9 protein-coding genes and 1 other annotated feature are annotated in these 16152 nt (G+C 30.8%); of the genes, 6 read left to right on the top strand and 3 right to left on the bottom strand.

From position 1 onward, the window contains the following. The first annotated feature begins 81 nt into the window (after positions 1–81). Together EHE19_RS07375 and EHE19_RS19570 are read left to right on the top strand one after the other, a co-directional pair. Entirely contained in the window at positions 82–1392 is a 1311-nt protein-coding gene (locus EHE19_RS07375; protein WP_137696547.1) for an MFS transporter, read from the top strand. Between the two features lie 491 nt (positions 1393–1883). Next, positions 1884–2726, top strand: a complete 843-nt coding sequence (locus EHE19_RS19570) for a CPBP family intramembrane glutamic endopeptidase (protein ID WP_137696546.1) — start codon at positions 1884–1886, stop codon at positions 2724–2726. Between the two features lie 122 nt (positions 2727–2848). Here EHE19_RS19570 and EHE19_RS07385 read toward each other — a convergent pair whose 3' ends face one another. Further along, positions 2849–3856: an alpha/beta fold hydrolase gene (locus tag EHE19_RS07385; protein WP_137696545.1), complete on the bottom strand. Its 1008-nt coding sequence runs from the start codon at positions 3854–3856 to the stop codon at positions 2849–2851. A gap of 237 nt (positions 3857–4093) precedes the next feature. Then, on the bottom strand, positions 4094–5362 hold the full coding sequence (locus EHE19_RS07390; RefSeq protein ID WP_137696544.1) for a hypothetical protein: 1269 nt from the start codon (positions 5360–5362) through the stop codon (positions 4094–4096). A 176-nt stretch (positions 5363–5538) separates the two neighbouring features. Here EHE19_RS07390 and EHE19_RS07395 point away from each other — a divergent pair, with 176 nt between their 5' ends. The 3 genes from EHE19_RS07395 to pheT all read left to right on the top strand — a co-directional run bounded on the left by EHE19_RS07395 (position 5539) and on the right by pheT (position 10283). Next, complete coding sequence (locus EHE19_RS07395) at positions 5539–5751, top strand: hypothetical protein (RefSeq protein ID WP_137696543.1); 213 nt, start codon at positions 5539–5541, stop codon at positions 5749–5751. 521 nt (positions 5752–6272) lie between these two features. After that, positions 6273–6621, top strand: a binding site (T-box leader). A 236-nt stretch (positions 6622–6857) separates the two neighbouring features. Next, positions 6858–7889 (top strand): phenylalanine--tRNA ligase subunit alpha, encoded by a 1032-nt coding sequence (pheS, locus tag EHE19_RS07400; protein ID WP_137696542.1) that lies wholly within the window; start codon positions 6858–6860, stop codon positions 7887–7889. A gap of 12 nt (positions 7890–7901) precedes the next feature. Next, a complete protein-coding gene (pheT, locus tag EHE19_RS07405; RefSeq protein ID WP_137696541.1) occupies positions 7902–10283 on the top strand; it encodes a phenylalanine--tRNA ligase subunit beta in 2382 nt (793 codons plus the stop codon). A gap of 252 nt (positions 10284–10535) precedes the next feature. On the opposite strand, the gene EHE19_RS07410 is transcribed toward pheT, so the two are convergent. Further along, complete coding sequence (locus EHE19_RS07410; RefSeq protein ID WP_137696540.1) at positions 10536–13334, bottom strand: hypothetical protein; 2799 nt, start codon at positions 13332–13334, stop codon at positions 10536–10538. Positions 13335–13421: 87 nt separating this feature from the next. On the opposite strand from EHE19_RS07410, the gene EHE19_RS07415 reads away from it, so the two are divergent. Then, positions 13422–15731 carry a hypothetical protein gene (locus EHE19_RS07415; protein ID WP_137696539.1) on the top strand — a complete coding sequence of 770 codons (2310 nt, stop codon included), beginning with the start codon at positions 13422–13424 and terminating at the stop codon, positions 15729–15731. The last annotated feature ends 421 nt before the right edge of the window (positions 15732–16152 follow it).

A 16152-nucleotide genomic window follows, 5' to 3' on the forward strand; every position in this document is an offset into this window, starting at 1 on the left:
GGAAATTTCTATTATAGGTATATGACTACTACTGATATTAACGATTCATTCTAAATAAAATAAGAAAAGGAAGAATAATGAATGCAAGATGCAGCGATTTTAGACAGAAACATTAGCCCAGTTAATATGAAATTGAATTTATTGCTACTTGTATCAGGTAGATTCATATCAGGTATAGGGTCAACAGTATTAACATTTGCTTTAAGCTTATATGTATTGGACATAACCGGGACGGCAGGTACTTTTTCTTTGGTATTGAGCCTATCCGTCCTCCCTATGATTTTCGTAAACATGTTTACAGGTGTCTTTGTTGACAGATATAACAAAAAAAGAATTATTGTCGGATCAGATATTTTAAGTGGCGTAATAGTTATTGCATACACAGGATTACTCAATTTTTATCCCAAAAGCATTGTGCTTATAGTTTTTTATGTTCTAACAATAAGCACAATTCAGTCCTTTTTCAACCTTGCAGTAAACTCGTCTATTCCGGAAATCGTAAATAAAGATAACATACCTACAGCAAATGCTGCGATTCAAGGAATATCAGCTATAGTAAATATAATAGGACCTATAATAGGAGCTGTGCTATATACAACATTTGGAATTAAAGTGATATTTATGCTAAATGGGATAGTACTTATTCTATCTGGTATATTTGAAATGTTTCTCAAATTCAAAAAACTTAATACTTCATCAGATGATAGTATTGGTAAAAAAGGATATCTAGCAGATTTAAAGACGACATTTAGTTATTTGTACTCACAAAAAATTATAATTTTCTTTTTAGCCTTTGCAGCAGTAGTAAGTCTTATATATTATCCAATGGTAAGCATGGTTCTGACATATGTAAGCTACAATATTATGAAAGTTTCCGGGATTCAATTGTCTATTATACAGGCTTCGGCGGCAGTAGGTACAATAGCAGGTGCTTCTCTTATATCTTTTATAAAATCACTTAGTAGCAATATGATTAAAAGATTTTTTACATTGTTTAAAATACAGGCAATTTTGTTTATATTGTGGCTATTGCCTTTTGGTGCTCAAACACTTACTAAAAATATGTGGGTCATAACAATTATTTTCAGCATTATACTTGTTATATTAAGTTCAGTAAATACTTTACAAAATGTTTCTATGATTTCATATTTCCAGTTTCAGATACCAGAGGAATTGTTAGGACGTGTTTTTGGAGTATTCATGACAGCAGCATTTATATTTAGTCCTGTGGGACTTTGGTTGTATGGGGTTTTACTGGATATATTTAAATGGTATTATTTGACTACTGCTTCTGGAATCATCTTATTACTTATAGGTATTTTTGCAGTGAAAAGTAAATATTTTCAAGACTTTATTAATGATTTTAAAATTAAACAGGGTGAAATGTTATAGTATGAGAACTGGCATTTATCACTACAAAGGACAAGCTGTCAAGGCTTGAGTTGGTATTACAGGCTCTTGACTCATAGATAAATGGTGAGATAGAAATTATCTTTTCTTTCTATGGATTTGATAAAAGCCACAAATGGTAAACAAATACAGACGTTGCTGGTTTCTACTCCTATTAGTTTTTTATAATATGTCTATCAAGCTTTATGAGTGTATCTCTTGTATTGCCATCAAGAGATACACTCCACTGCTTGACCACATAAGCACTACTTTCCATTATCTTCTTCTATACATTCATAGTGGATTGTATTTAGATACTATAGCCTTCTGTAATGAACTATAAGAATTGAATTGTTTCTGCTAATGCCTGCATAGTTTTGAACATTTATTGATATCTCCGAGAACATGAGTAAACTGTTATTTTTCAAGGACTAAATTTGAAAATCAATGACCTAGAAAGAATCCGTTATGAAACTATAAGGGGGATAAAAAATATGAAAAGGGCTCAAATAACTACATTTTTAAAAGGAATAGTTTTTGATTTATTATTTTTGCTGATATACACTTTAAATTCTAAATTTGTAAGTATATTAATGAGTTATGCATCTAAATCTAAATTTATGAGGGCTGTAGAATACTTAAACAATACCATATCTTTAGAAATGATATTAAATGTTGTAATTTCTACATTAATATATATCATAATTTTTAGAATAAGAAAAATTAATATATTGACGTTCTGTAAATTTAAAATTATCTGTATAAAAAATTTAATGTTATCTATTTTTATTGGTATTTCAATATCGATTTTTATACTATGCTTTATGAATATGGAATATTTTGAACCCAATTTATACGCAGTGATAAGCTTTTTTGATAGATTTAATAATGGCAATATTTTTTATTTTATGTTTTACAACATTGTTGTTTTTACTATTTTTGAAGAAATGCTTTTTAGGGGATTAATATTTAATGAATTGAGGAAAGTTATGCCTCTTACAGTAGCAGTTATTATTCAAGCTTTACCGGCGGCATTTCAGTCAGACATGATGTTGAGTGTATTTGGATACATTAGCATGGTAATATATTGTCTAGCCTATATTTGCTCCGATTCTATCTGGGGTTCTATTACAGTATTGTATACTTCTCATATATTTGTGATGCTGACCAGAAGAGCAGGTATAGATAGCTACCTGCAAAGTGTTGGAGATTTTGTACTAATTATAGGAATGTGCGTTAGTGCAATAATAACATGTTTAATATACTTTATATGGATAAGTAAAAATCTAAAGAAAAAGGGCTATGACAGCAATGGTTTAATTGGAATGCAAATTTAATTCTATTAAAATTTACTATTAACAAGCTTTTACAATTAATATTCAACATTATGAGTTCTATATTAAACTACTATAATGTAATGGCAAAGGCTAAACGTCATATAATAATAGATACCAAAACATCATTCTTTGATTTTATTATATATATTATTTATCCAATCATAAAATTTCTGCTTTTCTTCAAACTGAGGATAGTGTGCAGACTCTTCAAAAACTACAAACTCCTTTGATGGGGCATTGATTGAATCAAAGTAAGCTTTAGCAGAGTTTACAGGTGTTAAATAATCATGCTTACCCATAACGAAATAGCAAGGGATCTTTAACTCAGAAACCTCATTTGGAAGATTACTTTGCATTAGTTCTGTCCAGAGTATTTTACTGGAAATGGAACGGCCTTTGCTAAAACGAATGGTATCAAGGAAATTGTATTCAGGACTTAGCAGTAATCCCGATGCCATGTCACTTGCATCATTTATAAGACGTGACACTCCGCCATATTTTCTTACAAATTTTCTAGGAAGTGAGTCTTTATGATTAACAATATTTTCCCTGTAGGACTCAATTTCTTTAATATCTTGCAGGTGATTCTGCTGAGTTGCTTGCTTTAGACAATATTCCAGTGATTCCAATTCTCTGCTCCAAAAGTCACCTATTTGACCTATTCCAATATAAGCTAAATATTTTTCGGGAGCCAAATTAGCTGCTTTAATTCCAATAACCGTTCCAAAGGAATGACCAGCTAAAATTATTCTATTTGTACATAGTTTTTGGCTAATATAATCTGTTAATGCAATTAAGTCCTCTACCAATAAATTAATTGACAGGTTAGAATAATCCTCTAAAAAGTGAAAAGACTTACCAGTAGCCCTTTCATCATAATGTACGATAGTGAAGTTTTGCTCCAATAAATCTTGATATTTTCTGACATATGGGATTTCCGTTGTTCCGGGCCCTCCATGTACAAATATGATTACAGGATTATTTTTGTCATTGCCCCTAATCATAACTCCATGTTTTGTGCCATTTATAGGTACTAGTCCAAGAGTACTAATGCTGTTTTCGAAACCTCTTATTGCAGGTGTCCATGTCTGGAAGGGTAAACCTTTAATAACTATTTTTTTTCTCTTCATTAAATATGTCCATGCTGTGTATTAAGTCAAAAAATTCATAAAGCGACGACATGGACTTACACCTCCTATAAAATATTTTTATAGAGTTTCCTTTAGCAATTTAAGTCCATTATTCTTATTTTGCTAGTGTGTTTTAGATATATTATTACCAAGTGAAAAACATATAATGTTTTAACATATCAACTTATTCAAATGCTTTATATTACTTTAGTTTTACAAATAATGGCTTGGTACAAATTAATTTTCAGAGTAATCAGAATTAGATAGATAGCTTGGAGCCTGATAAACCATTATTTCGCTCAATATACGAGCACCACTATCAAAATCTATATTTTCATTACTTAGGAGAATAGTGCTGTTTTTAAAAGACAGTATTCCTTTATCAATATAAATATGCTTTTGTTTAAGGATATTATCAACTTTTAAAATACTATTCCAAAACATTTTTGATTTTTTTAAATCAATTGAATTACCATCACTTAATTGTAACACATAATGAAGCTTTAATTTATTAGTAGTGCTTCTAGTCTTCAAAGATGAGTAATAGACTGAAGCCTTATTTACGCTACTCCAACCATATGTTTTGCTTTGCATAAAATAACCTTTTTTTAATTCTATTCCGTCATCTGAAATAATTGTACATATATTAAATAATTGAGATAAAAGCATAAAGAATACAGTTGAAATGATTATTAATGAACGTTTAAATCCAAGCTTGTTATATACTTTTGTAATAAATCCCCAATAATCATCATATCCTTCAAATGTAATTAATATAAAAATAGTAAAACCAAAAATGATAAATAACCAACCAACAAAATCGGGCTGAATAAGCATTATGTATCCTTCAGACATCAGTATTTTTGCTTGGATAAAGTTAAATACCAAATATATAATGTATAGTACACCAAATATTAGGGCACCTATAATAGTAAATATAAGTACTTGTAAAAAGCTAATATATCTATTTGAGGTTTTATTGGAATGTTCAGTATCAATATGCTTGAAAGCAAAATTATAATATTTATTTTTTAGTTGATTTTTAGATTTAACATTGAGTTTTAATTTTTTTGATTTGCTTTTATTGTATTCTATGTCAATTAGGAGTCCTGATTCTTTATAAAATTTTACCCTATATTTTTTCCCAGGATGCATATCAACTTTTGAAAAGTCTCCGCTTAAGTGAATATATTCATCGTTATCATAGGATAAAAATGTAGCAGTAGGGATTGGAGGCATAGCACCATATTTCTCATTTCTTGTATAAAGAACATTATAATCACACAAAACTAATGTTTTTTCTAGAATACCAGTCTGCCTATCTGCCTTTATTTTTATAAATTCTTTTCGAATAAAATTGAAGCAGTACAAGAAGTAAGTCACTAGCAGTATGAATGGAAGAATATATGAAAAATCTTTGCTGGATATTTTAATTAAAAAGAAATAAAGTGGAAATAGTAAAATAAATAATGATAATACCATTGGGATTAAGCGTTTATAACTCATATGTTATCCTTTGGAATGTTATTTATATTATATTGTATTATTTGCTGAAATTATCGTCAAGTGGCTGTTTACAATTTTGTTTTGTGGACATAATAAAAAAAGCTAATTATATATTTTTTAGAGGAGGTGCGAAAGTCCATGTTTCAATAGGTTTTAATGATTACATGGACATAAATATGAAGCAAACTAAAAATCCAGATAACCGTGTAGCCGAAGAAGAAAGAGTTAAAACTAAAATTAATAAGACTATGCATAATGCTGAAGTTGCTAATGAAATACTTGAAAAAACAAATGATGATTTATTGAAAAAAAGATTAATAGAAAAAAATTCTAGAAGGCAGGATGCTGTTAGGAAAATGAAAGAGGAGATAGATGAAGATAAAACTTGAGTTAAAATATAAATAATGCTGTTTTGAATATAGAATCAGCATTTTCAATAGCGAGGTTTTAGTAATATATTTAGAAATAAAAATATTAATTTAATTTTTTGAATAAGTATAGAAATAGCCAACATCTAAGTATGGAGCTATTTCTATACTTTATCGGTGTCTTCTTAATTGCTATAAACTGCAATAAAACATATGCATTTTTTGAATTGCGACATTATTATCAAAGTTGTTTCATATTTATTTTTAGTTATAATACTTTTATACTTTTTTATTATGTTGATTATTTCCACATTCCCTTATTCATCTGGCACTACTTTTTTTAGTAATTAGTTCATGTTTTAAGTATGTTAACAATTCTTAAAATATCTTTTCAAATCTTTTTATATTTTATGGTTATAGTGTAAAGTTGAAATAATAAAAATCCACTCTTGAATGTTTAAATTTATATTGCTATAATAATCTACATATAACTGGTTGTAAAAAATACCGTTTTATTGAAAGCTGGTATGATAATTAAATAAATAAAGGCAATGATGGAGAAAAGTAAGCGAGAGCAGGATGTTGCAGAGATAAGGTATCATCGGCTGAAAGTACCTTTAACAGACTACTTGCCCAAGTTCCCTCCGGAGCTGCAGCTTTGAACAGTATAGTGTATATTATATGATTTGATATTTTTGTCGAATAGTTATTGTTTTATCAAATTATACACTGTATTAATGTAGGAGCTGCCGGTTAAAGCCGTTAAAATTACAAGAGTTTAGTTTATATAGTTTTGTTGCTTGAAATAATAATCAAGCTGTGTTTTAGTAAAACTTAACTATATTGCTGAAAAATCTGGGTGGTACCGCGAAAAATGCTTTCGTCCCTTTGTTGGGATGAAGGCTTTATTTTTTGTTTTCATTTGATTTGAAATTGAAAATGAAATTGAAAAAAACTCAACTTTAAGATTTTAGTTGTTGGTATTAATTGTTGGTTTTCAAACTTATTATTTAAAAATTGGTTCAAACCTAGAATATGGGAATTGGTCTATGTCAGGAACTTGCTGGATACTATGCTTATTAAGATTGTGGATATATATGGATATAATATGAAAGGAGATAATAGACGTGATTGAGAAAATCAGTAATTTAAGGGATGCGGCTCTTAGCAAAATAAAAGCAGCTGCCACAAGTAATGAGGTTGAAGAACTTAGAGTAAAACTCTTAGGAAAAAAGGGTGAATTGACAGAAATGCTCAAGGATCTCAAGAACATGGCTATTGAAGAGAGAAAGCAGTTTGGTCAAGAGGCAAATGAGCTTAAAAATGAATTGAGTGAATTATTGGAGGCAAAATTTAAGGAGATAAGTAATAATGATGTCAAAAAGTCATTGAGCAAGGGTTCAAGCTTTGATATTTCATTACCTGGTACAAAATTCCAAGTAGGTTCACTACATCCAGTTACTATTGTTCAAAAAGAAGTAGAAAAAATATTTACAGGTATGGGCTTTAATATAGTTGACGGACCTGAGGTAGAAGAGGAGTTTTTCAACTTTGAGGCACTCAATATACCAAAAAACCATCCTGCCAGAGATATGCAAGATACTTACTGGCTTGAAAATGGCTCGCTGCTTAGAACTCATACTTCACCATGTCAGGTAAGAGCTATGCAAAAATACGGAGCACCACTTAAGGTAATAGCTCCTGGCAGATGCTTCAGAAATGAAAGCACTGATGCTTCACATGAAAATACTTTCTTCCAGCTTGAAGGAATGATGATAGATAAAAATGTTTCTATTGCAAACTTAATATATGTAATGAAAATACTGCTGTCAGAGATATTCAAAAGAGATGTTAAGGTTAGATTAAGACCTGGATTTTTCCCATTTGTTGAACCTGGCTTTGAATTGGATCTTAACTGTATGATATGTGGTGGTTCTGGTTGTCCTACTTGTAAACATTCAGGTTGGATAGAATTGTTACCTTGTGGAATGGTTCATCCGAATGTTCTGCGTGCAGGAGGTATTGACCCTGAAGAATATACGGGCTTTGCTTTTGGTGTAGGATTGACAAGACTTGCAATGATGAAATATGGAATCAGTGACATTCGTATTCTCAACTCGGGAGATTTGAGAGCAATGGAACAATTTTCGGTAAGATAGGGGGAAAGTAAATTGAAAATTTCATTAAATTGGATAAAGGATTATGTTAATTTAGATGGTATAGATATAAAAGAACTTTGGTATAGATTCACAATGTCTACAGCAGAAGTTGAAGATGTAGAATTTGTTGGTCAGGACATTCAGAATGTTGTAGTTGGCAAGGTAATCAGCGTTGTTCCACATCCAGAGTCTAAAAAGCTTAAAATTACTCAAGTTGATTCAGGTGACGGAATACTGCAAGTAGTATGCGGAGCTCCAAATGTTACAGAAGGCATTTTAGTTCCATTAGCAAAAATAGGCGGTTCTGTTAAAAAGCTTCCTAAGCTTGGAAAAGTGAAATTGGTAGGGGTAGAAAGCTATGGTATGCTTTGTTCAGCTCAAGAATTGGGCATTAGCGATGACCACAGTGGACTTTTGATTTTAGAAGGAGATTATGCACCAGGTACAGACATTAAATCTATAATTGATATTGATGATGTTATTATAGAGATAGACAATAAATCTCTAACAAACAGACCAGATTTATGGGGACATTATGGTATTGCGCGTGAAATTGCAGCTATTTATGGCAGAGAACTAAAGCCAATGCAACTAGACAGCTTAGCTGGTTCAGAGGGTAAGGATAAAGTTGATATTAATGTTGAAGATACAGAAAAATGTCTCAGATATTCCAGCATAAAAATAGATGGAGCCACTAATTTACAAACATCAATGAACATGAAGGTAAGACTGTTTTACTGTGGAATGAGACCAATTTCACCATTAGTTGATTTGACCAACTACTTAATGCTTGAACTTGGACAGCCAATGCACGCATTTGACAGCAGACAGGTGGAAAGCGGAATTGTTGTTAGGTCTACAAAAGAACCTACTCTGTTCAAGACACTTGACGGCACTGAAAGAAATTTGCCTGAGGATGTATTGCTTATTTGTAATAAGGAAAGACCAGTAGCTATAGCTGGTATTATGGGGGGAGAAAACTCCGAAGTGTTGGAGGACACAACATCTATTTTACTAGAATCGGCTACATTTGATGGTCCTTCAATAAGAAAGGGTTCAACAAAAATTGGACTTCGTACTGAGGCAAGTGCTCGTTATGAAAAGTGCCTTGACCCTAATATTACAGTTACTGCAATTCAACGATTTGTTAAACTGTTAAAGGATATGAACCCAAATATTAATTTTGCTTCAGCTTTATCTGATGTTTATTGCCAAAAGCTAGAGCCGATTGACATCACAATTACAAAGCCTTATATTGACAGGTATATTGGAAACGACCTACCTCAAGAAAAAATGGTTGAAATATTGAGATCATTGGAATTCAAAGTGGATGTTGAGGGTGATACTTTCAAAATAAAAGTCCCAACCTTCAGAGCAACAAAGGATATTACAATGAAGGTTGATATTATAGAAGAAATCACTAGAATATATGGCTATGATAATATAGTTCCACAAACCTTGGATATCGCTTTAAAGCCTCTTGAATATAACGAGGATAGGCTTTTAGACCACAAAATTAAAGAACTGCTTTCTGAGAGATTTGGTGCAAGCGAGGTAATGAGTTATATTTGGTATGACAATACCTATAATGCCAAGATGGGAATTGAAACTAATGGACAGGTAAAAATTCTGAATCCACAAGCACAGGACGCTAACACCTTAAGGGAAAGCATGGTTCCTTGTATGTTGGGCTTTGCTGAGAAAAATGAAAAGGTATATGAGGAATTTTCTATTTTTGAAATTGGAAGTGTATTTACTGCTGCAAATCCAAAGGAAAAATGTGAACAACACAAAAATGTTTGTATATTGCTAGGAAGTAAGATTAAGAGTGAAGATGAATTGTTCTATGATTTGAAGGGAATAATGACTTATTTAGCTAAGACCTTAAAAAATATTACACCTGAGTTTACTGCATGTACAAGTGCATTTAATTGGGTTCATCCAATGAAATCTGTTGATATAAGTTATAATGGTAAGTTAATGGGTTATATAAGTGTAGTGCATCCTTCAATTAAGAAGAATATCGGTAAAAAGATAAATGTAGCAGTATTGGAAATAAACAGAGAACTTCTGCAAGCTATAGACTATGCTTCAATTAAATATAAGGATTTATCAAAATTCCCTGAAGTTAAGCTTGACTACAGCTTCTTAGTTGATAATGGAGTTACATTTGACAAGCTGGTTGAAGATATTCGCGGATTTAAGTCTGAACTTTTAAATAGCTTTGAGTTTGTGACCATTTATACAGGCAAAGGCTTACCAGAAGGCAAGAAGAGTATGACCTTCAGATTTGTTATAGGCTCTAACGAAAAGACTCTTACCAGCGATGAAATAAATGGATTTGCGAAGAGTATAATAGATTATATGGCTGGATTGGGCTATACGTTGAGATAACAGAAGAAAAAATATAAAATTATTTGAATAAAAATCATATCTCAAATGGCACTTAAATGTTTTACGTTAGGTAGAAATATAAATATGTATTGATAAAAATACTAGGTTTTAAAAAGCCTCTAAAAGATTAGTGATTAATACATCATTTAGAGGCTTTCTAGTTATTTGAAATTAACTATTATAGAATTAACTACTATGAGAATAACTACTATAGAATAACTACCCTTAGTTGAAAATCTCCAGTATCAAAATTTATCTTACTGTCCAAACTTTGTCTGATAAATACATGTTACCTGAATAATCTGAAATATTATTAACTTGTCTTACTGTTGTTTTTGCTGGAGTATTGTCTTTATTTGCTTTTATAGATAATACTACTTCATTTTTATTTACAGCATTTGAAATAGATGTTACAGTATATCCCTCAACCTCAAAAGTCAAAACAGAAAGAGAAAATTCTAAAATTGGTTCGCTAAAGGTTATAGTTATTGTTCCAGTTGTATTTTTTGATACTTTGCCATCAATCATAGAAGTCAAAATATTTCCTGATAAAACAACCTTTTCTACCGGTTCTGTTAAAGAATTTGAATCATGGTCATAGGTGATAATTTCTGGAGCAACCATGTCATTAATGGAAATAGATTGTGATGGAGTCAATTTAGTTCCTAAAACTGACTTTGAATTGCAGTTTTCTTTGGTAATTACTGATACAACAGAACCATTGTATTTTACATCAGCGCTAAGTTCTTTATTAAGAACTATTACTACTTCAGTTTTATCATTGTCGTTATTTATCAGTGACTCAATTTCTGCCACAAGTATTGTATTGTTGGTAACTCCAGCAAATGAAATGTCATTTGTACTAAACGTTTGTAGCACTCTGTTGAAAGTAACCTTAACTTTGTTTTTTGCTATTAAATCTATTGATTCTACCATTACTGTTTCTTCTTCTATATCCTTTATATAAACAGGCGCTATTGAGTTATACAATCTATTTCCTTTTAAGTCCATAATAGGTGCTAGCATGACGCTGGGCGAATTAACTGTTTTTGACAAATCAATTAGAACTGACCTGTCTGATATTTTAGAAACTGTATCACCAGCTCCTAAAGAGGCAAAAATAGCACCAGAAGTTATAGCAACCTTGTAACTAGATTTGTCAAGCATCTGGGTTTCGTTCATTGGTTCGCTGAAGTATATAAATATTTTGCCTTCAGTATTATTGGTAAAGGATTTATTTACTTCTAGCGATGGAGTTGAATGTTCACCATTAGTATATGTTAATTGAATATCTGAAGTTGTTTTGTTTCCAGAAATGTCTTCTGCATTTCTAATAACTATCCTATACTTAGTATTATCACGAAGACCTTTTGGTAAATATAAATTCACACTTTTACCATCATTGCTTAATGAAGGTACAAAGGATACAGTAGTGTAATAGTCAAAGGTTGTGAAGTCATAATTTGCGGAGTTCTCTGCAAAATCTTTACTTACTTTTTCATTAAAGAATATTGTGTAAGTGTTATTATTAATCAAAACAGAATCTATAACTTTTGGTGGGTTTTTTTCAGGTGCTACATCAGCAACCAGAGTCTGGTCTGGAACATATTCACCAAATATATTAAACATTTTACAGCTTGGGTCGGTGCTGTTTACCAAAAATAAATCAGTTGTACCCATAGGAATTTTGTTAGGAAATTCAAATGTAATTTCATTTACAAATGTTCCTTTGTTTATAGAAACTGGGGTTGACATATTAGCTGCAATAGTTTTATCTGTATGGAATAGTTTTAAGTCTGATGCGGTTACTGGTTTTGAAAAGCTTAATGTTACCATATCTTCATCGGCTTTTTCGACACTAACCTGTGAAGATGTATCTCCTGTTTTTACATAATTAAATGTGGCTTCACAGTTGGATAGTATGTTGCCTGCATAGTCCTGAATAGGATTTTCGGTTATAGAGCTATTTATATTAACCTTTATGGTACCTTCAGAAAGAGCTTCTGATAAGTTCAGAATTATAGTGCTTCCTATTAATTCTGCACTTTGTACGGTATATGTATAAGCTTCCAAAAGTTTAATACCTGTAGATGTTAAATCCTCAACATACGCTGGTTTTAAATAATTAACTCTAAAGTTTTCGGTATTAAGGAAGTTGTTATTTGTGCCATCATAAACAGGTTCTGAGAAAGGAATTTTTATTGTTTTTTCACCAATTACTTCTGGGTTTTTAAATGTTGCTATTTCCAAATCCTCTACTTTAACATTAAATTCCATATTGTTAGCTTGTTCAGAGCCATCAATAAACTTAATTCCTTTCTTAACAGTAATCTTTGCTATTGTAAGGTTAGTCAGTTTGTCACTTATCTTATTGTTTAGTGTAATGACTGCAGTTTTTGTAGGCTCATCATAAATTACAGCACCTTGAGCAAGACTAATAACATCAGTACCCTTATCCTTTATTTCATAAAAGTTTATATCCTCGACTGACGACTTACTCATTTCTTTATTGAATACTATTTGTATTTGCTTTGCATTTATTGCGGTTACTGAATCTACAGCCTGAGAAGGCTTAGGAGTAGGTGATGGCGTAGATGAATATGTAGAAATCTGAGTATAGCCAGAAAAGCTTCCTGTAAGCCTTGGTATAATATTTCCATTTGAATCTTTGATATTAATTAATTCTACATTGTAACTTTTTTTTGGTACCTGTGTGCCTGTTTTTATTATCAATTTAGTACCTGTAGAAGTTACAGAGTATATTTTTAATTTATTGTTTTCATTACCTGCTTCATATATTAATATATTGCTATTGCTGATTGACTTAAGCTCTGTATTTAAATAAACTGCTATTTCTATTTCGCTAACAGAAAGAATTTCATTGATTTTCACAGAAATAGTTTCTTTAGGTGTATCTGTATTATCTGTTTTTTCAACAGTATCATACCCTAGTGATTTCGCAATATCTGCGTTAACAGCACCATCATTTATTAAAAGTTGAATTAAGGTCTCACTTTGACCATTAATTTTGGTACTTAGAGCTGTATTCATGTAGGTTTCTGTTATTCAAACAACATTGTTTCAGGCTATAGTGATGAATTATTCGGTTCTAAGGATAAAATTACAGAACAGTCTTATTTGGTTTTGCTTTTAAAGCTATTAAAATATGATGATATTAAATGGAATAGCAATGTCTTTAAAAAAGCCTATGAAGCAGGTCTTGCAGCTGATACCTCCTATTTGTCAAAAACAAAGGATTCTGATAGCAGCTTTACTAGAGGTGATGCCGCAATTTATATGAATGCTGCTTTAAATGCAAAAATAAACGGAGAAAATAACACTCTAATTCAAACCCTAATTAATGAAGGTGCCATAAACGCTGATATTGCAAAGTCTCTGGGATATGAAACCGAATCTAATTCCCAAGAATTTATCAATTCTATAAAATCCTTAAATGCAAAGCAGCTTCAAGTAGTATTCAGTACTCCTATGGATAAATCATCAGTTGAGGATATTAACTATTATGAAATAAGGAATAAAGGAACAGAAGTAATTAAGCTTGCCCAAGGTGCTGTTAATTATAATGAACTCAAACAAACGGCAGTTATTACACTTAACAATAAAATTAGTGATAGGTTGTCTAACCTAACAACTGCTAAGGTTATAATAAAAAAAGGATTAAAAGCACCTAACGAAAATGTACTAGCTAAGAATCTTGAATATAATGTAAAGGTTGAAGATTTTGAAAGTCCTAAACTTATAAGTATAGAAAAATTAGATGAAAAAACTATTGAACTTATTTTCTCTGAACCTATTTATGATGGTAATAATTCTGACACTCTTTCTTCTGTAGAAAATTTTACTGTTTATTCTCACTATAAGGAATATACAATCAGTAAAGCTACACTATCTGGTAACATAATTTCTCTTTCTTTATCAGAAAGTTTGGAAAACACTACTATATTTGTAAGATTTCAAAATAATACTCTAAGTACAACTAATATAATTAGAGATTATGCTGAAAATAGCGTAAAAGATAACACTTATTCATTCGTATTAGAAAATAAAATAACTCAACCAGATGTTATTTCAGTCAGATCAACTAATTTAAAACAGATTCAAATTGATTTTAACATGGCGATGGATAAAGACTCAATTCAAAATATAGATTTTTATGAAATAAAAGATAATTTGGGAAATACTATATCTATTTCACCTGACTCAATAAAAGCCGAAGATATAAAAACAGCACTTATTACATTAAATGATACTAAATTAAAAGGAATAACTGTAAAGGTAACGGTAAAAAATGGAATTAGAGCAGAAAATGGTCAAACAATTTCCAAAGATAAAGACTTCTTTGTCACTATATTGGATAATTTCACACCATTTATTTCAAGTGCAGAAATAATTGGTGAAAAAACTTTTCAACTCATTTTCTCAGAACCAGTTTATGACGGAACTAATTCCGACTCACTTAATCCTGAAAACTTCCGCATAACTCATAATACTGATTCAGATGAAAAAACCCCTATTACCAAAGAACTCAAAGTAAAAAGTGCAAAGCTGTCTGATAATATTATAACGCTTACATTAGATGAAGCCCTGCCTGAAGGAATGTGCATTGTTACGGTGAATGCTGCAAGTACCGATGCTCCTAATGCTATCCAGGATTATGCAGGCAAAAAAGTTCCTTCCTCAAAATTTGCCTTTAACTACATAAAAGAAGTTAAAGTGAGGGTTCTCTCTTTAAATAAAATAGAAGTTAAATTTCCTATAGAGGTGGATAGTGTATATGCAAAAAACATAGCTTTTTATGAAGTAAAAGATAAGGGGACTGACTTAATTTCTGCTATTCCTGGCGGTATCACTTACAGTAAAGATTACTCAACGTTTTCAAATATTTACGACATTGAAAAAAAACAGATATCAAACCAATTACCAGAAAATGCTTCCTATCATATCACAAGTAATAATTATACGGTAATTACTTTAAGTAAAAACCTAACTATAGGAACAACTGCAAAATTACTAATTAAAAAGGGTATTAAAACTGCAAACGGCGAAACATTATTCGAAGATACAGAAATTGAATTCCCTGTATCAGATACAGTACAACCTAAGATTATAAGTTATGAAGTAATAGGAGAACAAAAAATCAAATTAACTTTATCAGAACCAGTTCAGACTAACACTAATAACAATATTCTTGATAATACAATCTTCGATGTTGGAAATTATAAAACCAACAAGGTAAAATACAATGTTGATATAATCAGCGATATTATTACTATTGATTCTATTAAAAATAAAGATTATGAATCTGAAATAATTAATTATACCGCACCAAATAAAATATACACATATTTCGTAAGTAGGGCTGAATTATCGGGTAACACCATAACTCTACATATGGGGCAAACCAATCTGTTTCAGCAACATCTTTAAATTTAGTTTTCTTTAAGGTGTCTTTGTTTTTCTGTATGTACTCATTTTTGCCCATTAATTTTGCTATAAAAGTCATGGCTTCTGTTCTTTTCAGAGTGCTGTCAATATTGTAATTGCCATTGCCGTCACCTGATAGAAGTCCTAATTTATTTAAGCTATCGCAAATTGAAGCTAAAGAATTATCTGTTTGCTGTGCATTAATTTGAACTGAGTAGGACAAGAAAATGCTTATTATAAGAAAAAAGGGTACTATTTTTTTGCTTGTTGTGTACCACATAAAAATCATCTCCTTAGAGTACTAATATTAATTTATTATATCAGATATATAAAAATTTTTATATGCTTAAATGAGCATTAGATAATAAACTAACTAGCAGGGACAGATGAATTAATGTTACAACAATAAAAATATAAAATAAAT

This window comes from Ruminiclostridium herbifermentans (assembly GCF_005473905.2).
Lineage (GTDB): Bacteria > Bacillota > Clostridia > Acetivibrionales > DSM-1351 > Ruminiclostridium > Ruminiclostridium herbifermentans.

Coding starts and splice junctions, on each gene's coding strand:
- EHE19_RS07375 (WP_137696547.1), top strand. CDS start 82: ATGCAAGATGCAGCGATTTTAGACAGAAACATTAGCCCAGTTAATATG.
- EHE19_RS19570 (WP_137696546.1), top strand. CDS start 1,884: ATGAAAAGGGCTCAAATAACTACATTTTTAAAAGGAATAGTTTTTGAT.
- EHE19_RS07385 (WP_137696545.1), bottom strand. CDS start 3,856: ATGAAGAGAAAAAAAATAGTTATTAAAGGTTTACCCTTCCAGACATGG.
- EHE19_RS07390 (WP_137696544.1), bottom strand. CDS start 5,362: ATGAGTTATAAACGCTTAATCCCAATGGTATTATCATTATTTATTTTA.
- EHE19_RS07395 (WP_137696543.1), top strand. CDS start 5,539: ATGAAGCAAACTAAAAATCCAGATAACCGTGTAGCCGAAGAAGAAAGA.
- EHE19_RS07410 (WP_137696540.1), bottom strand. CDS start 13,334: ATGAATACAGCTCTAAGTACCAAAATTAATGGTCAAAGTGAGACCTTA.